The 24,895-nt window shown below is 62.6% G+C and carries 24 protein-coding genes; all 24 read right to left on the bottom strand.

The features are described 5' to 3' along the window. A partial coding sequence (locus AC1VS5_RS04695; RefSeq protein WP_481217861.1) for a polyribonucleotide nucleotidyltransferase occupies positions 1 to 2,162 on the bottom strand: 2,162 nt, incomplete at its 3' end. 129 nt (positions 2,163 to 2,291) lie between these two features. Then, a complete protein-coding gene (gene rpsO, locus AC1VS5_RS04700) occupies positions 2,292 to 2,570 on the bottom strand; it encodes a 30S ribosomal protein S15 (protein ID WP_019128280.1) in 279 nt (92 codons plus the stop codon). A 265-nt stretch (positions 2,571 to 2,835) separates the two neighbouring features. Beyond that, positions 2,836 to 3,594: a DNA repair protein RecO gene (recO, locus tag AC1VS5_RS04705; protein ID WP_418741918.1), complete on the bottom strand. Its 759-nt coding sequence runs from the start codon at positions 3,592 to 3,594 to the stop codon at positions 2,836 to 2,838. 31 nt (positions 3,595 to 3,625) lie between these two features. Further along, positions 3,626 to 4,612, bottom strand: coding sequence for a GTPase Era (gene era, locus AC1VS5_RS04710; RefSeq protein WP_481217862.1), 987 nt, complete (start codon positions 4,610 to 4,612; stop codon positions 3,626 to 3,628). A 73-nt stretch (positions 4,613 to 4,685) separates the two neighbouring features. Continuing rightward, complete coding sequence (locus AC1VS5_RS04715) at positions 4,686 to 5,063, bottom strand: diacylglycerol kinase family protein (RefSeq protein ID WP_368285603.1); 378 nt, start codon at positions 5,061 to 5,063, stop codon at positions 4,686 to 4,688. 14 nt (positions 5,064 to 5,077) lie between these two features. Beyond that, complete coding sequence (gene ybeY, locus AC1VS5_RS04720; RefSeq protein WP_481217863.1) at positions 5,078 to 5,587, bottom strand: rRNA maturation RNase YbeY; 510 nt, start codon at positions 5,585 to 5,587, stop codon at positions 5,078 to 5,080. Continuing rightward, entirely contained in the window at positions 5,584 to 6,579 is a 996-nt protein-coding gene (locus tag AC1VS5_RS04725; RefSeq protein ID WP_204626801.1) for a PhoH family protein, read from the bottom strand. Before AC1VS5_RS04725 ends, ybeY begins: the two co-directional genes overlap by 4 nt. Further along, on the bottom strand, positions 6,579 to 7,895 hold the full coding sequence (gene mtaB / locus AC1VS5_RS04730; protein ID WP_481217864.1) for a tRNA (N(6)-L-threonylcarbamoyladenosine(37)-C(2))-methylthiotransferase MtaB: 1,317 nt from the start codon (positions 7,893 to 7,895) through the stop codon (positions 6,579 to 6,581). The genes AC1VS5_RS04725 and mtaB overlap by 1 nt, the downstream gene beginning before the upstream one ends. 23 nt (positions 7,896 to 7,918) lie before the next feature. Then, complete coding sequence (gene dnaJ / locus AC1VS5_RS04735; protein WP_481217865.1) at positions 7,919 to 9,067, bottom strand: molecular chaperone DnaJ; 1,149 nt, start codon at positions 9,065 to 9,067, stop codon at positions 7,919 to 7,921. A gap of 105 nt (positions 9,068 to 9,172) precedes the next feature. Further along, positions 9,173 to 10,285 carry a DnaJ domain-containing protein gene (locus AC1VS5_RS04740; RefSeq protein ID WP_481217877.1) on the bottom strand — a complete coding sequence of 371 codons (1,113 nt, stop codon included), beginning with the start codon at positions 10,283 to 10,285 and terminating at the stop codon, positions 9,173 to 9,175. A 135-nt stretch (positions 10,286 to 10,420) separates the two neighbouring features. Then, a complete protein-coding gene (gene hemW / locus AC1VS5_RS04745) occupies positions 10,421 to 11,599 on the bottom strand; it encodes a radical SAM family heme chaperone HemW (protein ID WP_481217878.1) in 1,179 nt (392 codons plus the stop codon). After that, positions 11,599 to 12,633: a tRNA dihydrouridine synthase gene (locus AC1VS5_RS04750; protein WP_481217866.1), complete on the bottom strand. Its 1,035-nt coding sequence runs from the start codon at positions 12,631 to 12,633 to the stop codon at positions 11,599 to 11,601. The genes hemW and AC1VS5_RS04750 overlap by 1 nt, the downstream gene beginning before the upstream one ends. A 192-nt stretch (positions 12,634 to 12,825) precedes the next feature. After that, on the bottom strand, positions 12,826 to 14,634 hold the full coding sequence (gene lepA, locus AC1VS5_RS04755) for a translation elongation factor 4 (RefSeq protein WP_481217867.1): 1,809 nt from the start codon (positions 14,632 to 14,634) through the stop codon (positions 12,826 to 12,828). 134 nt (positions 14,635 to 14,768) lie between these two features. Beyond that, positions 14,769 to 15,032 (bottom strand): 30S ribosomal protein S20, encoded by a 264-nt coding sequence (gene rpsT / locus AC1VS5_RS04760; protein ID WP_019128268.1) that lies wholly within the window; start codon positions 15,030 to 15,032, stop codon positions 14,769 to 14,771. A gap of 165 nt (positions 15,033 to 15,197) precedes the next feature. Next, a complete protein-coding gene (gene holA / locus AC1VS5_RS04765) occupies positions 15,198 to 16,169 on the bottom strand; it encodes a DNA polymerase III subunit delta (protein WP_368285614.1) in 972 nt (323 codons plus the stop codon). Between the two features lie 102 nt (positions 16,170 to 16,271). Then, positions 16,272 to 18,353, bottom strand: coding sequence for a DNA internalization-related competence protein ComEC/Rec2 (locus AC1VS5_RS04770; protein ID WP_481217868.1), 2,082 nt, complete (start codon positions 18,351 to 18,353; stop codon positions 16,272 to 16,274). Between the two features lie 236 nt (positions 18,354 to 18,589). Beyond that, on the bottom strand, positions 18,590 to 19,324 hold the full coding sequence (locus AC1VS5_RS04775) for a helix-hairpin-helix domain-containing protein (RefSeq protein ID WP_481217869.1): 735 nt from the start codon (positions 19,322 to 19,324) through the stop codon (positions 18,590 to 18,592). A gap of 301 nt (positions 19,325 to 19,625) precedes the next feature. Next, complete coding sequence (thiI, locus tag AC1VS5_RS04780; protein WP_481217870.1) at positions 19,626 to 20,894, bottom strand: tRNA uracil 4-sulfurtransferase ThiI; 1,269 nt, start codon at positions 20,892 to 20,894, stop codon at positions 19,626 to 19,628. Between the two features lie 3 nt (positions 20,895 to 20,897). Next, entirely contained in the window at positions 20,898 to 21,200 is a 303-nt protein-coding gene (locus AC1VS5_RS04785) for a DNA-directed RNA polymerase subunit omega (RefSeq protein WP_019128263.1), read from the bottom strand. Between the two features lie 6 nt (positions 21,201 to 21,206). Beyond that, complete coding sequence (gene gmk, locus AC1VS5_RS04790; protein WP_481217871.1) at positions 21,207 to 21,776, bottom strand: guanylate kinase; 570 nt, start codon at positions 21,774 to 21,776, stop codon at positions 21,207 to 21,209. Beyond that, positions 21,776 to 22,084: an integration host factor, actinobacterial type gene (mihF, locus tag AC1VS5_RS04795; protein WP_019128261.1), complete on the bottom strand. Its 309-nt coding sequence runs from the start codon at positions 22,082 to 22,084 to the stop codon at positions 21,776 to 21,778. The genes gmk and mihF overlap by 1 nt, the downstream gene beginning before the upstream one ends. A 256-nt stretch (positions 22,085 to 22,340) precedes the next feature. Continuing rightward, positions 22,341 to 23,066 (bottom strand): orotidine-5'-phosphate decarboxylase, encoded by a 726-nt coding sequence (pyrF, locus tag AC1VS5_RS04800; RefSeq protein ID WP_481217872.1) that lies wholly within the window; start codon positions 23,064 to 23,066, stop codon positions 22,341 to 22,343. Further along, complete coding sequence (locus AC1VS5_RS04805) at positions 23,060 to 23,983, bottom strand: dihydroorotate dehydrogenase (RefSeq protein WP_481217873.1); 924 nt, start codon at positions 23,981 to 23,983, stop codon at positions 23,060 to 23,062. Before AC1VS5_RS04805 ends, pyrF begins: the two co-directional genes overlap by 7 nt. Beyond that, positions 23,983 to 24,780, bottom strand: a complete 798-nt coding sequence (locus AC1VS5_RS04810; RefSeq protein ID WP_481217874.1) for a dihydroorotate dehydrogenase electron transfer subunit — start codon at positions 24,778 to 24,780, stop codon at positions 23,983 to 23,985. Before AC1VS5_RS04810 ends, AC1VS5_RS04805 begins: the two co-directional genes overlap by 1 nt. Positions 24,781 to 24,895: the final 115 nt, after the last annotated feature.

Consider the following 24,895-nt stretch of genomic DNA (forward strand, 5'->3'; position numbering starts at 1 on the left):
CGCCGCGGGCGCTCGGAGCGGTCGCGGGATTCGCGACGAGGACGGCCCTCCCCCGCCGCGTGTGCGGGAGCCTCGGGCTTATCAAGACGATCGAGCGAGATCTTGCCCTTCTCGTCCACCTCGATAACCTTGACCTTAACCTCGTCACCAACGTTGAGGACGTCTTCGACCTTGTTAACGCGACCCTGTGCCACGCGGCTGATGTGCAGGAGGCCGTCTTTGCCGGGCAGCAGGTTCACGAACGCGCCGAACTCCTTGATGGAGACCACGCGACCGGTGTACTCCTCGCCCACCTCGGGCACCTTGACGATGAGCTGAATGCGCTCGATGGCCTGATCGACCGACTCGCCCACGCCGCCAACGTAGACGGTGCCGTCCTCATGGACATCAACCGAGGCTCCAGTCTCGTCCTGGATGCCGCGGATGGTCTCGCCGCCCTTGCCGATGACGTCGCGGATGTTATCGACCGGAATCGTGATCGAGGTGATGCGCGGAGCAGTCGGGCGCGTCTCGGAAGCGGGCCCGGGGATGACCTCGAGCATCTTGCCAAGGATGAACGCGCGACCCTCTTTGGCCTGCTGGAGCGCCTGCTTCAGGATCTCGAAGGTGAGGCCGGTGGCCTTGTTGTCCATCTGGAGCGCCGTGATGCCGCGCTCGGTGCCGGTCACCTTGAAGTCCATGTCGCCGAGGAAGTCCTCGATGCCCTGGATATCGGAGAGGACGACGGTCTTGCCCTCCTCCTGGATAAGGCCCATGGCGATACCGGACACGGGGCGCTTGATGGGCACGCCGCCATCCATGAGCGCAAGGCAGCTCGCGCAGGTGGACGCCATCGAGGAGGAACCGTTGGACTCCATGACCTCGGAAACCACGCGAATGGCATAGGGGAACTCGTTCTCGTCCGGAAGCACCGGCAACAGTGCGCGCTCAGCGAGGTTGCCGTGGCCGATCTCGCGGCGCTTAGGGCTGCCGATGCGGCCGGTCTCGCCGGTGCAGAAGGGCGGGAAGTTGTACTGATGCATGTAACGCTTGCCGTCGACAGGCTCGATGGTGTCGAGGCGCTGGGCCTCGTTGAGCATACCGAGCGAGAGCACGGAAAGCACCTGGGTCTGGCCGCGCTGGAAGAGGCCGGAGCCGTGCACGAGCGGCAGGTAGGAACCCTTGACCATGATCGGGCGAATCTCGTTGGCCGCACGTCCGTCCACGCGCTCACCGGTCTCGACGACCATGGTGCGCATGGCCTTCTTCTCGAGCGCCTTGAGGTTCACCGGGATCTCGCGCTCCCACAGGAGCTGCTCCTCCTCGGTGAACTCTGCCTTGATGGCATCCTTCAGGGCCTCGACCTTGGCGATACGGCTCTGCTTGTCGGCATCGGCCAAAGCGGCGTACATCTCGTCATAGTGGGTGAAGATGCGCTCCTGCACCTCGGGAACCGGCTCGTCGAGCGGGTACTCCTTCGGCACGATGGGACCGTTTACGCGCTCCCACTCCTCAACGAACTCGAGCTGGGCGTCACAGAACGCACCGATGGCCTCCTGGCCGAACTCCATGGCGGCGAGCATGTCGTCCTCGGTGACCTCCTCGGCGCCAGCCTCCACCATGGAGATGAAATCGCGGGTTCCAGCAAGCTCGAGGTCGAGGTCGGAGTTCTCGCGCTCCTCATAGGTGGGGTTGACGATGAATTCGCCCGTCTCCTTGTTGCGGCCGATGCGCACGCAGGCAAGCGGGCCCTCGAAGGGCACGCCACCAAGGGTGAGCGAAAGCGAAGCGCCCATGGTACAGATGACATCGATGGGATTCACCTGGTCGGCCACGAGCGAGGTGGCAACGATCTGTACCTCGTTGCGGAAGCCGTCCGGGAAGCTCGGACGGATGGGACGGTCGATCATGCGCGCGGTGAGGGTGGCCTTCTCGGTGGGACGGCCCTCGCGCTTGAGGTAGCCGCCGGGGATGCGGCCGGCAGCGTAGAGCTTCTCATTGAAGTCGACGGTGAGCGGGAAGAAATCGTAGTTCTTGCGCTCCTTGGAGACCACAACGGTCACGAGCGCGGTCGTGTCACCCTGCTTGACGAGGGTGGCGCCGGTAGCCTGCTTGGCAAGCTCACCGGATTCGAGCGTGTAGGTCTTGCCATACAGCTCGAAGGTCTTGCTGACGAGAGTCATCTTTCTCCTTCATCTCCGCACGCCCCATTGCGTACGGGCTTCTTCGGGCCGGCGTAGCGCCAGCGGTGTAGAGCCGAGATTTCGGCCCCTACATGAAAAGGAGCGCCGAAGCGCTCCTGCATGTACGACTTACTGGATGTTGTCGCGGATGCCGAGCTTCGCGATGAGCTCACGGTACTCGACGATGTCGTTCTTCTTGATGTAGGAAAGAAGACGACGACGGCGACCAACGATCATGAGCAGGCCGCGGCGGGTGTGGAAGTCCTTCGGGTGGGACTTCATGTGCTCGGTGAGCTCGCGGATGCGCTCGGTCGCGATGGCAACCTGAACCTTGGGATTGCCGGTGTCCTGCGCGTTCTTGCCGAACTCGGCGGTGAGCTCCGCCTTGCGCTCCTTGGAGATGGTCATCTCTTCACCTTTCTTCCGGGCGGATCGCTCCGCCGCACATTCGCCTCGTGCTGGGTGGACGCCGGTGGAGCGCGCCACTAAGCTCGAGGTACCAACGGGCGATATACTACCACATCGCATGCCGGGGCGCCGCTACGCCTTTTGGCGGCATCACGGTATGCGCACAGTCTGCCATACCGCGCCCAGGTTACCCCTCATCCATAATCGCTCTCCCAGCGAAAGGCGAATCGAATTCGCTCGCCATACCCTATCGCCCGGCAGAACTCTACACGCCGAGAAGGAACTCGAGCGCTCGCAGCCGACAGTCAAGATGCGTCGCTGCCCATATATGGGCGAACGCAAGGAGCAGAGCGGCCGTAGGGACATCGCACGGCGCCGCCGCGAGCTCATCGAAACGAAGCGAGATGAGCGATTGCAGCCACCCCACCGTAACGGCATCGAGCTCCTCCGCGCCGGGCACATTACGGGCGCAGGAAGCGCACAGGAGGCCGCCAGCGGTTGCAGAGAAATACGTTACCGCCGGGTCGCCGCATGCCACGCAGGCAGACCAATCTGGACGATAACCCAAATGGGAAAGGAGCTTAAACACGTACGCTGCAACGATGAGATCGAGATGAGCGCCATCGAGCACACCGCACGAGCCTCCGAGCACCTGTTCCGCACGAAGGGTGATCTGATAGACGAACGGGTCCTCGGCGTCTTCGAAGCAGCATGCTTTCGCGACATCGGCAAGCGCGCTTGCCGCCGAGAGAAGCTCGTAGCTTGGTGCGGCACCGAGCGTCGCCTCGACGAGCGTCGCCTCAGCGACGACGTCAAGCGACCTGCCGTGGGCGAGCAGCAAGTCAACCTTGCAGCCAAGCTCGCAGCGCGCCGCCAGCCGACTTCCCGGCTTTCGCGCGCCCTTGCCCACGGCGCGTAGCTGGCGCCCGTTCTCGGCAAGAAGCGTGAAGATAAGATCCGTCTCACGCAGCTTCGTCTTATCGAGCACGATTGCCAAAGTCCGATATGTCCTGCCGCCCGCCACGCGCACTCAGCTCCAGCCGCTTGCTTCGTCGCTATTCGTCGGCGGCGTAACCGAGCCGGCGAATCTCGCGGGCATCCTCGCGCCAATTCGGCTTGACGCGCACCTCGAGCTCAAGGAAGACCTTGCAGCCGAAGATTCGCTCGAGGTCGCGGCGGGCATCGATTCCGACATGCTTGAGCATCTCGCCCTTCTTGCCGATGATGATGCCCTTCTGCCCCTCCCGCTCGACGTAGATGACCGCATGAACATGGAGCACGCCGCGACGCTGCTCCATGGAATCGCAGATGACGCCCACGGAATGCGGCACCTCTTCGCGCGTGCGCATCAAGAGCTTTTCGCGCACGAACTCTGCGACGATCGTATCGTCCGAAGCATCGGTAGACATGGTATCGGGGAACCATTTAGGACCCTCGGGAAGATAGCTCGCAACCAAGTCGATGAAGGAGTCGACGTTGAACCGCTCGGTAGCGGAAAGCACGATCACGTCGTCGAACTCGCAGAGCTCGCGAGCCGCAGAGATCTGCTCGAGCACGCGCTCAGGCGAGGCGAGGTCGGCTTTGGTGAGTACGAGGATGCGCTTCGCAGGGCTCTTGGCAACGCGCTCCGCAACCCATGCGTCGCCGCGGCCGATGGGCTGCGACGCGTCGATGAGGAAGCACAGCACATCAACGTCTCCGAGCTCGGCGAGCGCGCTTTTGTTGAGCTCGCTTCCCAGGGAGTCATGCGGCTTATGGAGGCCCGGGGTATCGACGAAGACGATCTGGACCCCCTCGCGGCGCACCACCCCGCGCATACGGCGCCGCGTAGTCTGGGCAACCGGTGAGGTGATGGCCATCTTCGTGCCCATGCAGGCATTCATAAGAGTCGACTTGCCGGCGTTCGGGCGGCCTACCAGCGCAACAAAGCCGCTGCGGAAACCATCATCGCCGGCAAAACCGCAGGGCTCGCTGCCAAGGTCGCTTACCATCGCATCGAGCTCGTCGTCGGTCATCCCCTCGAACGGATCGAATTCATCCATATCCACACTTCCATTCTCAAATTAGTCATAGCCGAACGAGCCTGCGCAACCACTGTTGCAAGCCCGCCCATCTTTACAGCATACCGAGAGCGCGCGCGAAGACGATGATCCCCACCACGGCCGCCGTGATGGAAAGCGTGAAGACGCTCGCCGCCGCGATGTCCTTAGCACGTTTAGCGAGCGGATGAAGGTCCTGCGTGGCAAGGTCGACGATCGCCTCAATCGAGGTATTCACCAGCTCGGCAAAAAGCACCAGCCCGATACAGAGCAGCACCAGCACCCACGAGAGCGCGTCGATCTTGAGCACCACGCCAGCGACGACGGCAAGCACGCCAACGAGAAGCTGGACCTTGATGTTGCGCTCCGTTGCCACCGCGGTACGAAAGCCCTCGATGGCATAGCCGAAGGAGCGAATAAACGTTGGGTGTTCGCGATTGCTACCAGGTATCACGTCAACCTCCCGTATCAGTCGTACTCATGGCGCGTCACCGGGCCGATGCGCACACCGGCGGGGTCGTCGCCCCTCAGAACGGCGAGCTCGCGCAAAATGGCGAGTTCCCGCCCTTCCATCTCGGCCGCATCATCCTCGTTCATATGGTCATACCCCACAAGGTGAAGCAGCCCGTGCACCAGCATGAGCCGGCACTCCTCAACGGGCGTATTGCCGAAATCCGCAGCCTGCGCGGCAATGACCTCGGGGCAAAGGATGACGTCCCCCAGCTCGAGGGGGTCTTGCTCCCCCGCGCCGTCGAGCCCGTCGCATTCGAATGAGAGAACGTCCGTGGGGGCATCGATGCCGCGCCAGGAAGCGTTGAGCGAGCGCATTTCCGCGGAACGAACGAAGGAGATGGAAACCTCCACGTCACTCGAGGGGTCTGCGCCCTCAGCCTTGAGCATGCATGCGACGGCCTGCTCCATCTCCTCTGCCAGCAGCAAGGTATCCAAGCCGTCATCGTTAGAGATCAAAACCCTCATTTCCGGCCCTCCCGGGTGCGCGCGGCGCGATGCCGCCCGTCCTCACCCTGCTCATATGCATCGTAAGCCTCCACGATGCGCCCTACCAGGGCATGGCGAACCACGTCGCTGCGATCGAGATGGATGAACGCTATATCGTCCACGTCGCTGAGAATCCGTTCGATGTCGGAGAGACCACCCCGGCGGCCCATGAGGTCGCGCTGAGTCATATCGCCCGTGATGATGAACTTGGAGTTGAATCCCAAGCGCGTGAGGAACATCTTCATCTGCTCGGGAGTGGTGTTCTGCGCCTCATCAAGTACGACGAACGCATCGTTGAGGGTGCGCCCGCGCATATAGGCGAGCGGCGCGATCTCGATGATGCCCTGCTCGATGAGCTCGCCGCCCCGCTCCATATCCGTCATATCGAAGAGCGCATCGAAAAGCGGCCTCACGTAGGGATCGATCTTCTCCTGAAGGGTTCCGGGCAGAAAGCCCAGGCTCTCCCCTGCCTCGACCACGGGGCGCGTAAGCACGATGCGCCCCACCTCATGCCGTTTGAGGGCGGCCACGGCCATCGCCATGGCAAGATAGGTCTTTCCCGTTCCCGCAGGCCCCAAGCAGAACGTCACGGTGTTGCGACGGATGGCATCGATATAGCGCTTCTGCCCCACCGTCTTGGGCCGGATGGCCTTGCCGCGATACGTAAGGAGAATGTCGTCGCGGAATCCAGAGAGATCCATGACGCTTTCGCGAAGCGTCTGCATGGCGCGCTCGACCTCGGTCACGGAAGGAGTGTCCCCCGCGCGGGCCTCTTTGATGAGAAAGGTGAAGAGGCGCGTGAGCAACTCCACCTCCTCGGCCGATCCGGAAAGCGAGATCTGCCTGCCACGCACCACGATCCGAGCGCCCGTCCGTTCCTCGATGGCCCGAAGGACGGCGTCGCCCCCGCCCATGATGCTGACGGGATCGACCTCATCGGGAATACTGAGCTTGACGCTTGCGGTATCCATCAATCCCCTTTCGATGCAACGGGAGCGTTATCGAGTACGGACCGCCGGACGAACTCAGCTTTCACGAGCCCCGACGCGTTCACATCCATGATAGCAACGTCGACGAGCGCGGGGGCCTCGATGCCCTCACGGTCAAGCCCGTCTACCTCGACGCGGTGGAACGAGGCGAGGGTGCCGCGCCTGCCCTGCTCGATAACCGCACGTTCGCAGGTGCCGCACCTGTTCTGGGCGTCAATTCGCGCCATGCGCTCGGCAAGCTCGCGCATGCGCTGGGAGCGCTCGGCCATGATCTCGGGCGGCACCTGGTCGGGCATCGTGGCCGCCGGCGTGCCGGGACGGGCACTGTACCGGAACACGTGCATGCGCGAAAACCCCACGCGCTCGCAAAGTCCGAGGGAAGCCTCGAACTCCTCGTCGGTCTCACCCGGAAAGCCGACGATGATATCGCAGGAAAGCGCGACGGCGGGAACCTTTCGGCGAATGCGATCACAGAGGTCCTCGAACTCCTCGGCGCGATACGGCCGCCCCATACGCTCGAGCGTGGCAGTGCAGCCAGATTGGACGGGAAGATGCAGAAATGGAGCAATGCGCCCCTGAGACTCCGCGATGCGGTCGATGAGCCGGTCAGACACGTCCATGGGCTCAATAGACGAAAGGCGAATCTGCGGAATCGAAGTCTCGCGCAGAATGATACCGAGAAGCTCGTCGATCTCGACATGTTCGTCGTTCGCACTCGAGCCATCATAGGCACCGAGGTTGACACCGGTGAGCACCACCTCGGGAAGCCCCGCTTCCTCGACGTCGCGCACCTGTTCGAGCACGGCGTCGACGGGCACGGAGCGCTCGGGGCCGCGCGCCTTCCACACGATGCAGTACGTGCAGCGGTTGTTGCAACCGTCCTGGACCTTCACGCCCACGCGCGCCTGCCTGAACGCCGGCTCGCATGGCTCGCCATCGCCCCGCACGCTCTCCTCAAGCCCAAGGAGCTTGAGGGCGCGCGAGACGACCTCGACCTTGGAGGGAACGACCGCTACCCGATCGGAGAGGTCTCGAAGCGCCTCTGGATGCAGCGACGCGGCGCAACCGGTGACCACCACGAGCGGCTCGCGGGCACGACCCAGGGCATGGCGGACCGCTTTGCGGGTCTTCGCCTCGGCCTCCCCCGTCACCGCGCAGGTGTTGATAACGATAAGCTCAGCCTCGTCTGGATCGACGAGCGCGAAGCCCGCTTGTGAAAGATCGCGTTCCATGCGATCGGATTCAACTCGATTGACCCGGCACCCCAGGTTGATGACGGATACGAACGGATTGGCCACAGCGCTCCTTACGCGTCAGGGGCTTACTGGTCAAGGATATCGTCGATGGCGTCACGAATGCGGTCGCCCATCGAGCGGCGCGCGGTGTAGCTCTCGCCCATCGCATCGGCGTATTTCTCCAGATGCGACCGAGCCTCACCAGAAAGCTTTCGCGGAACGAGGATGCGCACCTGGCCGATCGCGCGCCCGCGCGAACCGCCGCCGCCCACGCGGGGCATGCCGAACTCGGCGACCTCGACGGTATCACCGTACTGGGTGCCAGCAGGAACCTCGAACGTGATGGTCTCATCGGGCATGATGCCGGGAACCTCGACGGTGCAGCCGAGCGCAGCCTGAGCGATGGAAACGTCGATCGCGCAGACGAGGTCATCGCCGGAGCGCTGGAAGCGCTCGTGTTCGGCAACAGCGACGCTTACGAGCAGGTCGCCGGATGCCTCACCGCGGAACCCCGCCTCGCCATAGCCGCGCACGCGCAGCTGCTGCCCTGAAGAAACGCCGGCGGGAACGTTGATTTCGACCCTCTCGTGATTTGGCGTGCGACCCTGGCCACCGCACATGTCGCAAGGATGGTCGATGACCGTTCCCTCGCCGTGGCAGTCCGGGCAAGGTGAAGACGATTGCATCTGACCGAAGATGGAACGCTGCACGGTAGTCACATAGCCGGTGCCATGGCAGCGCGGGCAGGTCGTCTCCTGGGCGCCGTCGGCAAGCCCGGAGCCCTGACAATCCTCGCAGGGGGCCAAGCGATCATACGTGACCGTCTTGGTGCATCCGAGCGCGGCCTCCTCGAGCGAGATGGTGAGCGAGATGGCCATGTCGCGGCCGCGCCGGCGAGCGGTGCGCCCGCCACGGCCCGAACGACCGCCCCCGCCGAAGAACGAGGAGAAGATGTCGTCCATGCCCATGCCGCCGAAGATATCGCTGAAATCGACGTACCCGGAACCGCCGGGGCCATCGGGCGTTCCGAAGCGGTCGTAATTCGAACGCTTCTGCTCATCGGACAGAACCGAATAGGCCTCGTTGACCTCTTTGAACTTCTGCTCGGCATCCGGGTCGTCGGAAACATCCGGGTGCACCTCGCGCGCCTTCTTCAGAAACGCGCGCTTGATCGTGCGCTGGTCGGCGTCACGATCGACGCCCAGGATCTCGTAATAATCTTTAGAGCTCGGCACTGTTGGAACCTTCCCCCATCTCATCCATCAGCACAGGTTTGGCTTGACCAGACCTCATGGTACCCCACGTCTCTGCAGGCTAAACGCGCTACGGGCGCACGTGCGTTACCAGAAATACATCGGTCGGTAATAGAGCCCCGAGGTGCAGCTCACGAACCAAAGGATGATGACCACATAGAACAACGCGTTCAAGAAGCCGTTGAGAAATGCCTTGAAGCCGCGTTTAAGCCATACCATCGACCGATGGCTGGGAACCTCGCGCAAAACCTGAACCAGACCGAAGACGAACGGAATGAGGCAGATGAGCGCGAAGAACGTCATCGCGCCTCCCAGCGCGGCGAGAAGAAGGAACGGCGCCGCCATGCCCATGATGTTGAAACCCCGCTGCGCCCTGCCGTCGAGTCGCTCTGCCGCGACGCGCGCACGGCCCACCAGGTCGCCCGCTGCAGCCCCGTTGGTGCCCGCATGGCCCATGCCGCGCACCCGCACGGTGTCGCCGTCGTGCATCCCAGCGGGAAACTCGATCACGGCCTCGGACATCACCTTGGTGCGACCGGAGCCTCCGCAATCGGGGCAGGGATCGTTGATGACCTTGCCCGAGCCGTTGCACTCAGGGCAGACCATCTGGAACACGCCGCCGCCGAAGAGGAACGACATGTCGACACCCATGGTGCCCGTACCGCCGCAGCTCGGGCAGACGTGCGCATGGTCTGAGGAAACCGAGCCGGAACCATGGCAGTGGCCGCAGGGCTCGTACCGGCGGTACTTGACGCCCTTGCGCACGCCGTTCTTGACCTGATCGGGCGTGAGGTCGACATCGACCACCACATCCGCGCCCTCCTCGGGGTTGAATGCTTGCGCGCCCTGATGCGAACCGCGACGAGGCTCCGACCACATGCCGCCGAACGGGAAGCCGCCGAAGCCCCCGTAGTACCCACCGCGACCCGAGGCGCCTCCCGCATACGGGCTCGACGCCTGCCCGCCTCCATAGGCAGCATAAGGGTTGCCGGAACGCATGGCATCGTAACGCGCGCGCTTCTGCTCGTCGGAGAGCACCGCATAGGCCTCGGAAACCTCTTTGAACTTCTCCTCGGCGTCAGGCGCCTTGTTGACATCGGGGTGGAGCTTGCGCGCCTTCTGCTGAAACGCCTTCTGGATCTCTCGCTTGTCCGCGTCCTTGGAGACCCCGAGAATCGCGTAGTAGTCTTTTTCGTTCATGCTTGCCATGTGGCGGAAACCCTCTCTGTGGGCGCGCGTCGTTATAACGTGCGTAATTGTACCCAAAACACCTCGTCATGGTGCAATGGTAAAGAGGTGTGGAATTCGCGTGGGGCGGCTGCCGCGGTGCGCCGGTTAAGCTTCGGCGAGGCCCCACATGAGCCCGTAAAGCTCGTTCCCCATGAGCCATCCGCGAGCGGTGGGCACGAGCGCGCCCGTTGCGGAGTCGATGCACGCAAGGCCCTCGGCAAGCACCATCTCGACTACCTGATTGAAACGCGCGCCAAAAAGGTCTTGAGCTCGACCGATGAGGTCCGGCGGCGCGCCTGCGGTCATGCGCATGGCGAGCATGAGGTCCTCAGCGAGGGCCTCTCGCTCGCTCAGAAATTCAAACTCGAAGGTCCGGGCCGGGTCATCGGCTTGCACGAAGCGCGCCCGGGCATCGCCTTGGCTGGGCGACGCCCCGGGAATGAGCGATGCCATATCGCAAAGCTCCCCAACGCTCATCATGCTCGCCGCCGAGCGGCCAAGGCCCAGATAGCTCACGCCGCTCCAATACGCGATGTTATGGCGGCATGCATGCCCCGGCCGCGCGTAGCTCGCCACCTCGTAGGGAGCAAGCCCGGCCCCTTCGCACAGGGACCGCGCGACCTCCATGCAATCGGCCTGGAAATCCTCGTCCGGAAGAAGCGAGGGATTGCGCGCGACGCGATTGGCAAGCGGCGTTCCCGCTTCGACCGTGAGCGGGTAGACCGAGATGTGATCAGGATGGGCCGCGAGCGCCCGCTCGAGCGTACGGCGCCAGCTAGCCGCATGTTGCCCTGGAAGGCCGCACATGAGGTCGCACGATACGGAAAACCCCTCGCGTCGCGCAAGCTCGATAGCCTCGAGCGCCGCCGTTGCCGTATGGATGCGCCCGATGGCGGAAAGCTCGTCATCCTCAAGGCTCTGCACGCCGAGCGAGATGCGCGTCACACCGGAAGCGGCAAGACTCCCAGCAAGCTCCTCATGAAACGACTCGGGATTCGCCTCACAGGTGAACTCCTCGGGCGCGCACCAGGCGCGCACGCGGCGGACGAGCCCGGGCAGGCGCTCCCCGAGCACGGTAGGCGTGCCCCCGCCGATATAGACCGTGCGCACCGAAGCGAGCATGCCGCGGGCGCCGAACTCGTCGATGCGACGCTCGAGCGCCGCAAGATAGCGGGTGGCCTCGAGCTTGAGGGCGGCGGGATCGAGAGCACACGTATCGAAGTCACAGTATGCGCAACGCGCGCGACAAAACGGGATATGCAGATACAGGGCCTCGACTGCCATCACGAGGCCTCGCTAGAGAGCCCATGGGGCCGAGCGGTCATGGCAGCTTCCAAAGGAACAACGTCCGCTTCGATCTCGTCGACCAGCAGGCAGAAGTCCTCATAGGAGTCGCACTTCACCACGCGCCCACGCCATGCGGCAGCATGGGGCATGCCCTTGAGATACCAACTCGCGTACGTTCGCGCCCGCGCCATCGCACGCGGGACGAGCCTATGCGTCAAGCTCAAGTGCTCCCGCAGGGCGTCGAGGCGCTCGCGATAGGGGCGCTGCGGAACTGGCCTGCCCTCGAAAGCCAGGGCAAGCGCGTCTTCGAATATCCATGGGTTGCCATAGGAGCCGCGCGCGATGAACACGCCCTCCGCAGCGGTCTCCCGCAGCATGCGCACGGCATCATCGGCGCAGAACACGTCGCCAGAACCGATCACGGGGATGGACACGGCACATGCGACCTCGTCTATGATCGACCAATCTGCCGCACCCGTGTAGAGCTGCTTCGCGCTCCTGCCATGCACCGCCACCGCAGCGGCGCCCGCGTCCTCGAGCATCTCGGCGAAAGCGGGGGCCACGCGGTCCCCGGTGTGAAACCCGATGCGGATCTTCGCGGTAACGGGAACATGCGCGCGTGAAACCGCCGCTTTCATGATCGCCGAGGCGAGCAGCGGGTCATCCATGAGCGCAGAGCCCTCCCCCTTGGTTATGACCTTGCGGGCGGGACACGCCATGTTGATATCGATGAGCGCGAGCTTCTCGCCCACGCGCTCCTCGACCGCCTCCACCGCTGACGCGAACTGCTCGGGCTTGCTCCCAAAGAGCTGCACGGCGATACTCGGCTCCTCATCGGCGGGAAGCACGAGTTCCCAGGTCCGCTCGCTCGCATACGCAAGGCCCGCTACGCTCACCATCTCGCTGTATGCGAGGGGTGCACCGTGACGCCGCATCTGTATGCGGTATGCAGCATCCGTCACGCCGGCCATAGGCGCCATCAAGAAGGGGCGCTCAGCCAAGAGAGCGCGAATAACATCGGGGTTGGACATCGGTCTCACCTTCACAAGAAGATAGCTGCAGGGTCATCTTGGGTCATTTTGGGACGTGTTTAAAACGCCCCATTCCATCATTTTGGGACGGGCTTCGTAACGCAGTACCGCGAGCGCACCGTCGGACACATCCTAGAATGGCCCAAATGAGGCGTTTTAAACACGTCCCAAAATGACCCACTGACTCACAACCTAGTCTTCGACCTTGAGGATGGCGAGGAACGCTTCCTGGGGGACCTCGACCGAGCCGATAGCCTTCATGCGCTTCTTGCCCTCCTTCTGCTTCTCCAGGAGTTTTCGCTTGCGCGAGATATCGCCGCCGTAGCATTTAGCGAGCACGTCCTTGCGGCGCGCCTTCACCGTAGACCGAGCGATGATCTTGTTGCCGATCGCACCCTGGATGGGAACCTCGAAGAGCTGACGGGGAATGATCTCCTTGAGCTTGTCGCAGAGCCCGCGCGCAAGGCCATAGGCCTTGTCCTTGTGAACGATGAAGCTGAGGGCATCCACCTCATCGCCTGAAAGGAGGATGTTGAGTTTCACGAGCTCTGAGGGCCGGTAGTCGGCAAACTCGTAATCGAGGCTCGCGTAGCCCTTGGTGCGGCTCTTGAGCTGGTCGAAGAAGTCCAAGATGAGCTCAGCGAGCGGAATATCGAAGCGCATCTCGACCGACTTCTGCGAGAGGTGGATCATGTCGGTCATGATGCCGCGATGCTCGATGGAGAGCTGCATGACAGCACCCGTGTATTCGGGGGGCACGATAACCTTGGCCTTGAGATACGGCTCCTCGATATGGTCGATGCGCGTCACGTCGGGCAGGTCCTGGGGGCTGCGCACCTCGAGCATGGTGCCGTCGGTCTTATAAACGTGGTAGTCCACGGATGGCGAGGTCGCGATGAGGTCGAGGTCGAACTCGCGCTCCAGGCGCTCCTTCACGACCTCCATGTGCAGCAAGCCCAGGAAACCGACACGGAATCCAAAGCCGAGCGCTACAGAGGTCTCGGGGCTCCAGGTGAGCGAGGGGTCGTTGACATGGAGCTTCTCGAGCGCGTCGCGCAGGTTTTCGTAATCCTTGTTGTCGATGGGGAAGATTCCCGTGTACACCATGGGCTTGGCCTCGCGATAGCCAGGGAGCGGCTCGGCCGTGGGGCGAAGCGCGCCCGTGAGGGTATCGCCCACGCGCACCGCCTCCGGATCTTTAAGGCCCGTCACCACGAAACCGACCTCACCCACGGAGAGCTCGTCTACAAGCGTCTCGGCCGGGCGCTTCACACCTACGCCGTCAACGAGGAACGCATGCCCCGCCTGCATCATCTGAAGCTGGTCACCCTTCTTGATGCCTCCATCGAAGACGCGCACCGTAGCAACGACGCCACGGTACTCATCGAAGTACGAATCCAAGATGAGCGCCTTGAGAGGAGCCGACGGGTCACCCTGAGGGGGCGAGATCAAAAAGACGATCGCTTCAAGCAGGTCATGGATGCCCTCGCCCGTCTTGCCGGAAACGCACACCGCATCGTCGGCGGGGATGGCAAGCTCATCCTCGATCTCGAGCTTGACCTCATCCGGATGCGCAGACGGTAGGTCGATCTTGTTGATGGCGGGGACGATATCGAGGTCAGCGTTCATGGCAAGGTTAGCGTTTGAGACGGTCTGCGCCTCGACGCCCTGCGTCGCATCGACCACGAGCACGGCACCTTCGCAGGCGGCAAGCGAACGCGAAACCTCGTAGGTGAAGTCAACGTGGCCCGGCGTGTCGATGAGGTTGAACTGATAGGTCTCCCCATCGTCTGCCGTGTACATAACGCGGACGGCATTCGACTTGATGGTGATGCCGCGCTCGCGCTCGATATCCATGGTGTCGAGCAGCTGAGCCTCCATATCGCGTTCCTCGACGGTGTTCGTGAGCTCGAGGATGCGGTCCGATATGGTGGACTTGCCGTGGTCGATGTGCGCAACGATGGAGAAGTTGCGGATGTGAGAGGTATCTGTCGTATTCATGAGCGTCATTGTACTGGATTTGCCTGCATCATGGCACGACATTGCCAGCCGCTCCACCCTTTCCCCCACGATACACCCGCAAAGAAAAAGCCCGCTACGGGAGCGGGCTTTACAAGCAATGGTGTGAAGATGCTCTAGTTGAGCGTGTTCACGAGCTTCTGGACACCGGACTTGCGGTTCGAAGCCTGGTTCTTGTGGATGATGCCCTTGGCAGCAGCCTGATCGAGGCGCTTGTAGGCGCGGGACGCAGCAGCCTTGGCGGCGTCGGCATCGCCCTGCTCGACGGCCTCGTGAACGTGCTTAACGAGCGTCTTGAGCTCAGAGCGCACAGCGCGGTTGCGCATACGGGCCTTCTCGGCGGTGCGGATACGCTTCTTCTGCGATTTGATGTTAGCCACTTTGCAGAGTTCCTTTCGAGTTCCTAGTTCTAAAGTATCGCCATATGATCAGGCCTCTGAGACACGATTGAGGTCACGAAGACGCAGTTTACCACGAAGGCACAGGTAAGTGAAGTGTTGAAGCTGTGAAAATACCATGTGGAGCACCCTATGCTGCATGGCGCGCTACCGATGCGACGGCTTGGAGGCGATCCGAGCGATCCACGCCGTAAACGCGACAACGGAATCACGCGACCCTTTAAGAGCTGTCTCGACGTCTTCCGCGGCCCGAAGAGCATCGACAAGCTCCTGCATCGAGAACCCGCGAGCCCACGATATATGGTGCTTGACCTGCCAGTCCTTTACTCCGAGCGTCTGTGCGAGCTGGCGGCCCTGGCCACGTGCATCGAGCGCCTTGGCGGTGATGAGCTCACGTAGGCGCGTAAGCATGAGCGAAAACAGGCGGACCTCGCTTCGAGGCGGCAAAAGCCGATACAGCTCAAGGGCGCGCACAGGGTTGCGAGCACTCACCGCATCGAGAAAGTCCCATGGCTTTACCTCGGCAGTGCGCACCACGAATTGCTCGACATCCTCGCGTTCGATCTCGGGCTCCTCGACCATCGATGCGAGCTTCCGCAACTCGTTGTCAAGCATGCGCGTCGACTCGCCAACACGAGAGACGAGCTCCTCTGCCGCCGCCAGCGATATGGTCTTGCCGTGCCGGCGCGCCATTCCCTGCACCTGCTTGGGCAACTCCCAGCGCTTCTTGCTCGAGCAATCGATCACCGCCTTTGCCCCGAGCTTCGCAATCGCCTTATAGAGCCGCGTGTTCTTTGCAAGAGAGGCTGCGATCACCAGGCAGACGGTATCGGTTGAGGGATTCGCGAAATATGAGACGAGCGCCTCGCTCGTAGCCTTGGGCAGCCGGTCGCATCCATCGAGCACGACGAGGCGGAAATCGGCTCCCATCGGCAAGGTGTTTAGCGATCCGAGCACCTCATCGGGATCCTGCTCCTTCGTCATGTCCCTACGATCGAAATTGAAGTCGGCCATACCGCTCGCTTCAAGGCGCTTCCTCAGGCGGGCGACAGCGGTATCGCGCTTGACCTCGTCGGGCCCAACGATAAGATAGCCAGGCAGCAGCGTTGCTTCCGGCATAGAAACCTCCATGAGAGACGTCTGAACCATCCACTCCTGTATCGATGCCAGTATTCTAACCGCTTTCGCCGCATTCCCCACTTTTAATGGCTGAACGCATCGTCACCGCTCGGTGCTCACGCTGAAGCCGCCTCGAGCAGGGCGAACGGTCACATCGCCCACGTCGATGGTGCAAAGGAATCGCGCCCCGGAGGCCTCTACGGTATCGATGCACTCCTTGGTAGGATGCCCATAGCTATTGCCCTCCCCGGCACTCGCGATCGCGAGCTCAGGTCGCATTTGCGCCATCAGCGCTGCGTCAATGGAGGCAGCAGACCCGTGATGCCCCAACTTGAGGACATCGATATCCCCCACGCGACCGGCATAGCGTTCTTCCTGCGCAATCTCGGTATCCCCCGCAAGCAACATGTCGAGCGAGCACCCACCGGAATCGTAGCTCACGGCGAGCGCAACGGAATCTTCGTTTTCTGAACCCTCCACTGGGTCCTCAGGCCAGACCATGGTGCAGGCAAAGCCTCCGACGGAGAGCTCGTCGCCTTCACTCAGCTCGACGACTTCAGGCATATCGAGGGCGGCAAGCTCTTCTGGCATAGCGTCGAGCGCTCCTTCCGCCACGACGACGCGGGAGACGGAGACGTTTGCGAGCACGTCTTCCAAACCGCCGTAATGATCGAGATCCCAATGGGTGATAACGACGGCATCGAGCTGGAACACGCTGTTGCGCGCCAGCGCATCGGCAACCTCGCTGTCAACGCCGGCATCAACGAGTATAACCGCCGACCCTTCGCGCACCAAAATGGCATCGGCCTGCCCCACATCGAGCACAGTCACCGATGCGGGCGCGAAAAGGGTCCAGCGAACCAAGTGCATCGCAAGCGCGCCCGGTATAGCCGCGCACACGACGGCCACCTGCCATCGGCTTGCATCCAACCATGCCGCGTACACCACGCACGCTGCGAGATACGGCAGTGCCGAAGCAGGCGAAGCAGCCATAGCGATCGATGCGTAGGGGAACCCAGCGAACGCTTGCGCCCCGAACACCGATATCGAAGCGAGCGCATCGGCGGGAGCGAGCAGAACATCAGCGAGCGGACCTACTATCGCTGCGAGGGGAACCGACACGAGCCCTACAACAAGCAGCGCACTCATAACGGGACCCAGCACGAGGTTCGCGAGAGGAGCCACGATCGAGCATGTGCCGAAAATCGGAATCGTGATGGGAAGCGTCCCCCATTGGGCGCACAGGGTAAGCGACAGCGGCTCGGCAATCGGCCGCGGCATGCCAAGACGGAGGAGCAGATACGAGAGATAGCGATAGAACAGCTGGATGAAAAGGACGCTCACCGCCGAGAGCTGGAATCCAACATCGAACACAACCCCGGCGTCGCGCGCAACGAGCGCCATCGTCGTCAAGGCAAGAGCCGAGATGCCGTGCCCGCGGCGTTCGCCCCATGATGCGACGAGGGTGAGTCCCACCATGATGAGCGAGCGGACGGCGGACGCGGATCCGCCGGTCAATATAACGTAGGAGCTCATGAGCAGCACGAGGAGCAGATAGCGCGTTCGCAAGCGCGCGCCAACGAACGCAAGGAAAACCTGTGCAAGCGATGTGACCAGAGCAAGATGGCTGCCAGACACGGCGACAAGATGAGAGGTTCCAGTTCGCGCAAACGCCTCTGATGCGCTCGCTTGATCTAACTCCGTCGTTCGCCCGCACACGATTCCCGCGACGAGAGCGCGCGCCTGGCTCGCATCGGGTTGTATGACATCGAGCATGCGCGCACGCAGCGCCTCGATAGGGCCGATTGAGTGCGGCTCTGAGTCGATGATTCGAACTGCAGAGACCCGGGCGACCTCCCCAGCCATGTACCGGCTCCTCCCCCAAGCAGAATCGGGGAGACCACTCACCCTCCCTACGAGGCGAAGGCGCGTTCCATCCTCATAGGCGCTATCAGCATCGAGTCGCACGCGCCCCAGCACCGCCCCGTCAGCGCTCATCACGCGCGCGGTATGTTGGACACCGTACGAAGATATGGACGGATCGCCCTCTACCTCAAAGATGCACGCGCTGGCAACGATGTTCTCCATACGCTCATGGGCGCTCGCGCGCCACATCGCCCCCAGCGTCGCAGACGCCGCACCGAGCACGACCCCGACGCCGAGCCACCTTGCCCATCGCCGCATCCTTTCACCCCAAAAAGGCCGCACGAAGATGCATAGGATGCCCACCACACATGAAACCGCAAGCACAGCGAACGCGGTTTGGCCCGGCGCCCCGGAGTCAGAGGCGATATACGAGCGCCAACCGAACTCGAGACCCAGCGCGGCCGCAACCAGAGCGCCCGCCGCCCCCGCCGCCGCAGGAGGAAGGTACGGCCTTGGCGGAAACTCCGGAGCAGCCGATGTTGTAAAGGCGCGCCTCATATGCAAATGAGGGACGAGAGCTTCTCGAACTTCTTCTCGCCGATACCGCTCACGCGCATAAGGTCCTCCGGTGAGGTGAAGGGCCCGTTCTCCGTCCGATCATCAATGATCGCTTGAGCAGTAGCCGGCCCGATGCCAGGAAGCCCGTCGAGCTCCTCGAGCGACGCAGTGTTGATATTGACGAGAGCATTCGAAGAGGCACCCGTCTGGCTGCCGTTCGCTGCCGCTGAACTCGTCGAACCATCTCCCGAGGAGGATCCGCCCGCTGCGGCCGAACCAATGACGGGCACGTATATCTTGGAGCCATCGGCCACCTCGGCTGCCTGGTTAAGCGAGGTGGTGTCGGCATCTGGGGAAAGGCCGCCAGCCGCAGCGATCGCGTCGGCAACACGGGCGCCCTGTTCGAGCTCGTATACGCCAGGTGCCGTCACAGCGCCATCCACATCAACGATGACCATATCATCTGTCTCGGCAGCGTCCGACTCGGTCTCCCCAACAAGCTTGTCGCCAGAGGCTCCACCTGTCTTGCCGGGATCGACCGTCTCCTCTGCGCGTTGCGAGCGCTCGATCGTAAAGCTTTCCCCGCTCGCAAAGGTCGCCCCGGCTACCGCAAGACCTGCCACCGCTGCGACGAGCAATACGCAAAGTGCAACGAAAGCGCCACGATGACGCATAGAGCGCAGGCGACGGGAAATCTGGACGAAAACGCTTTCACGTACCCGCTGTGCCATATCCACCACCTCATGGCACATCGTCCCACCTCCTGCCCCGGAGGTGCCAAGAAACCTACACTCCTCGCTTGCAAGCTGACAAATTGCCGTGTTGGTTCTGAACGCCCCGATGTTGTTCAGCACCGCGTTGATACATCAACACGTACATGCAAAGCGGGCCACGATGGGATTCGCAGCCCGCTTCAAATAGATATGCAATACCGAATCGAATTGATGCACTATAAAGCCTGGTCACACTCCAGCTATCCGGCGCTTCGAGCTGCCTTGAAGTGACTAGGACAGGCTTGGCCGCCGGCACCCCTTACGAGGAAGGCTCATCCTCACGCGGGCGCCTCTCTGCAAAGGGGGCGGGCGCAAGCTCCTCATGGCGCTCACGGAACCTGCGAGGACGCCGGTATGAGGCGCTTTCAAAGTCAACGTATTCAACCGAAGCAACCAGGCGGTCGATCATCTCATCGTGGTCGAAGGCCCCCCACGCTTCATGCACCTCATCAATGCGCGCATGGGTCTCGGGTGCGCGCGGCATGAAGAGAGTGCAGCAGTCTGGCGCGGTTTCGCACGAGATATCGTAGGTGCCGATTTGCTCGGCGCGCTCGATGATCTCCTGCTTGTCCGAACCGATGAGCGGACGGAGCACCGGCAGCGTCACCACCTCGTTAACAGCGGCGATGTTCTCGAGCGTCTGCGACGCGACCTGGCCGAGCGATTCGCCCGTCACGATCGCCTTGGCACCTTCGATGCGCGCGATGCGCTCAGCGACCGCGTACATGATGCGGCGATATATGATGACCCGAAGTTTCCCGGGGCATTTGATTGATATCTCGCGCTGGGCATCGCCGAACGGGACCACGTAGAGCCTCCCGATCTGCACCGACGGGGCCAGCGCACGGATAATGTCCTGGCAAAGGTACTCGCTGGTATCGGCTGTCTGCGGTCGTCCGGAAAAATGAACCGGGACGCAGACGGCTCCGCGACGGGAAAGAAGCCACGTCGCTACCGGAGAATCGATGCCCGAAGAGAGCAGCGTCACCACCTTACCGGCGCTTCCAACAGGAAGCCCGCCCACACCGCGCTCAGAGCGCGCATAGACGTAGACGCTCCCCTGCACGACGAGCACGTGAACGACGACGTCGGGATGATGCATTTGGACGCGCTTCTGAGGGAACGCTCCACAAAGCACCTCGCCCACCTGCGCGTTGAGCTCGAGCGAGCCGAGGGCGTAGTCGGTATTCGACCTCTTGGCTGCAACCTTGAAACTCTCGAATTCACCCGCCTCGCGAAGTGCCGAAACCGCGGCCCGGCAATACTCATCGGGATCGCGGTTGGTATGGAAGGCGAGCGACACCCGGGCGACGCCAGGAACGCGGCGAATCACATCGAAGGCCCGCTCGGCCTCTCCCAGAACGGAAAACGTCACGAGAATATGGCCAGAGATGCGGGTGCAGCTCGCCAACGAAAAGGCGGCACAGGCCGCCTTGATGGAATCGATGAGGATGCGCTCAAAATGAGCCCGGTTCTTACCCTTCAGACCGACTTCGTGGTAATGAACGAGGCAAACGCGGCTCGCCATTCGCTAGTCCGAAAGCGAGATCGACTGATAGGCCGTCGGCTGATGGCCCAGCGCATCATGATACTTCTCGTGGTCGAAGGAGATATCGCCGTTCACGATCTCCTCCATGGCCATGGAGATGGTGTCCTTGCCGGAAAGGGCGATCGTGATGTCGTCCACATCCTGAACGGCAAGAACGCGGCTGTGCTGGCCGCGGAGCATGTTGTTGATATCGCACGCGCGCTTAGACGCGAGCGAGGCGAGAAGGAACCGGTTATTATCGGTCTTCTCGAGCAGATCATCGATATGAGGCTTAACGACAGACACGGGACCTCAGTTCCTTTCATACTTCTCGATGATGCCGACGAGCTCAGAGGTGGCACGATCGAGGTCGTCGTTGACGATGACCTCATCGTATCGATCCGCAAGCTCAAGTTCCTGGCGAGCGTTTGCGAGGCGCAGCTCAAGCGACTCGACAGACTCGGTTCCACGGTGAACCAGACGCTCGCGCAGAACATCGAGCGACGGCGGCTTGATGAACACGAGCACGGCATCGGGGTAGTGCTCGCGAACCTGCAAAGCGCCCTGGACATCGATTTCGAGGATGAGCGATGAACCAGAAGCGAGGTTGCGCTCAACCTCGCTCGCAAGCGTACCGTAGCAATGGCCATGAACGTGAGCCCATTCCACGAACTCCCCCGCCTGCACCTTGCGGTCGAACTCATCCTGCGAGAGAAAATAATAGCTCTTGCCGTCCACCTCACCCGCGCGCGGGGAACGCGTGGTAGCGGAAACCGTCAGGCCCAGGCGGGGCAACCGGTCACGCACCAACGCGACCATGGTACCCTTGCCCGCGCCTGACGGCCCGGAAACAACAAAGAGCTTTGCTACGCTGCAGCCCACTATTTGGTGAGCGCCTCGAGGAGCTGCTCGCGCTGACGGACGCCGAGGCCCTGAACGCGACGAGTAGCGGAGATGCCCAGCTCGTCCATGATCTTGGCAGCCTTGGCCTTGCCATAGCCGGGGAGCGACTCGATGAGGGTAGAGACCTTCATGCGGGACGCGATGGGATCATCGGAGTTCAGGACGGACTCGAGGGAAACCTCGCCCTTCTTGATCTTCTCACGAAGCTCGGCACGGGCGTGACGGGCCGCAGCGGCCTTCTCGAGAGCGGCCTTGCGCTGCTCGTCAGTGAGCTGGGGAAGCGCCATTAGAACCTCCTAGTAGTTAGGTTTCAACAACAAACGATTCGACGCATGCCGGTTTACCTCAGGAAATGATGACCGGCGATAAGTCCATTGCGATAGGTTAGTCGATACAGCTGCAAAGTTCAAGGGAATCAACCGAAAGTTTGTGGCCGTAAGCTGGTAATTCACAGAACGACCTCGAACGATGGCGGCATCGCAAGGGGCGGCAGGCGCTGGTTTACGCGCACATGAGGGTGCCGCCCCGTTCAGAAAACGATCTCTATGCGTCGCGCACAAGCTCTTCAACGATTGCCTCGTACGCTGCCACGGGATCTTGGGCCCCCGTGATGGGACGACCGATGACCAGATGGCTTGCGCCCGCGGAGATTGCCGCTGCGGGCGTGGCTACGCGGCTCTGGTCGCCGAGCTCGGCACCGGCGGGGCGAACACCAGGGGTCACGATGAGCGCATCGGGGCCCAGAAGCTCGCGCATCTCGGCGGCCTCGCGCGGCGAGCACACGATGCCATCGATGCCGCTCCCCTTTGCAAGTGCCGCAAGGCGAGCGGCTTCATCCGTAATCGAGCAGGTAAGCCCAATCTGCTCCATAGCAGCCTCGTCCATGCTCGTGAGCACCGTGATAGCGACGAGCTTGGCGCGCTCGGCACCCGTCGCCTCAGCCGCCTCCTCAGCACCTTCGCGCGCCGCTTTGAGCATGGCGCCGGCACCCAGGCCATGCACGGATAGAAGGTCCGCGCCCGCGCCCGCCGCAGAGCGCGCAGCCCCGCGCACCTGATGAGGAATATCGTGGATTTTAAGGTCGAGGAACACCTTGAATCCGCGCTCCTTGAATTCCCGCACGATCGAAGGGCCTTCGGCATAGTAGAGCGTCATGCCCACCTTGAGCCACTTGGCATGCCCGGAGAGGGCATCCGCCAGCGAAAGCGCCTCCTCGCGGTCGCAATCGAGGGCTACAATCACGCGCTCGCGCGCCTCTGCATCTAGCATTCGAAGGCTCCAATCAGCTCGTTGATACTCGAGACGCCCTGGGACTCGGCCCACTCCTCGAGCTCATGCAGGATACGAACAGAAGCAGCGGGGTCGACGAAGCTCGCCATGCCGACTGCGACAGAGGTCGCTCCTGCCAGGATGAACTCAGCGGCATCCTCACCGGTCATCACGCCGCCGACGCCGCAAACCGGGATATCGACCGCCTGGCAGACCTCCCACACCATGCGGACCGCGATGGGGTGCAGCAAAGGGCCGGAGAGGCCACCGGTCGGCCGGCTGATCTTTGAGCGGCGCGTGTGCACGTCGATCGCCATACCGGGAATGGAGTTGATGACGGTAAGGCCGTCGGCACCCTCCACCTCGAGGGCGCGGGCGATTTCGGGCAGGCGCACGGGAGCCATCTTGACGAGAAGCGGCTTCTTGGTCACCGGGCGGCACGCGCGCATGACCTCGGCAGCACCCTCAGGCGTGGAGCCCATGGCAGCGCCGCCGGCGGAGATGTTCGGACAGCTCACGTTGATCTCGAACGCCGCGGCCCACGGGCAGAGCTCATCGAAGAGCTCGAGCGCAGCCACGTACTCCTCGACGGAATGGCCGGCTACCTGGCAGATGACCGCGGTACCCTTATCCGTAAGGTCGGCGAGATACGGGCCCGACTCCTCGGCGAACGCGCGAACGCCCGGGTTCTGCAGGCCCACGGAGTTCATCATACCGCCGGGCACCTCGGTCATGCGTGGCTTGGGGTTACCAGGCCACGGCTCCGCCGCACAGCCCTTCGTGGTGATGGCGCCCAGTTCGGACACATCCATGAAGTTCGTGAACTGCCAGCCCTGGCCAAAGGTGCCGGCAGCGGTGTTGATGGGGTTCTTGAGCTTGATGCCGGCGAAATCGACGGCCATGGATACCTTGCCCATTACCACACGACCTCCTCTGCATTGAAGACGGGGCCGCACATGCAGGCGCCCTTCATACCGCTCGTCGTCTCGACCGCGCAGGTGCTGCAGGCACCGAAGCCACAGCTCATCATGCGCTCAAGCGAGACCTCACACGGAACGCCCGCCTTTGCGGCAGCAGCGGCAACCTTAGCCATCATGGGCTCGGGGCCGCAAGCCGCCACATAGTCGAACTCCCCGCCCTCGAGCTCAAGCACCTGCTCAGCCGCAGCGGTGCAGAAGCCATGATAGCCGTAGGAACCATCGTCGGTAGCAACCGAAATGACGGGGGCCCCAGCCGCCTCGAATTCGTCTTCGCCCACGAGGCAACCCTTCGAGGCCGCACCGATGCTCACGGTGTAGGGAATGCCCCGAACGGCGAGCTCGCGTGCCAGGCAGAGCACCGGCGGCACGCCGATACCGCCCGCCACGAGCAGGGCGCGGCGGCAGCCCTCGGGAATCGTCCAGCCGTTGCCGCCAGGACCCAAAAGGTCCGTCTTGGCGCCTGGCCTCATCTGTGAGAGGCGCTCGGTACCATCGCCCACCACGGCATACCAGATCTCGACGGTACCGGCCTCAGCGTCGGCCGAGGCATAACTGAGCGGGATGCGCAGCAAGCTCATGGCGTTGCCGGGAACCGCGATGTTCACGAACTGGCCGGGCTTAATGGTCTGCGCCAGCTTCGGCGCATTGATAACAAGCGCGTACACGCCGTCGGCGATGGGCTCGTTTGACACGACGGTCACATCGTGCATCCGAGCCGGTGAAGGTGTTGGCATAAGGCTCCTCTCGACGAGCAGGTGCTAGCTGCGTGGCAGCGTCATTCCTATTGTAGGAGAAACTGACAATGGGGACGGGTTCATATGGCAGAACCCGCCCCCATCACGTGCGACG

Source organism: Enorma sp. (assembly GCF_982429025.1).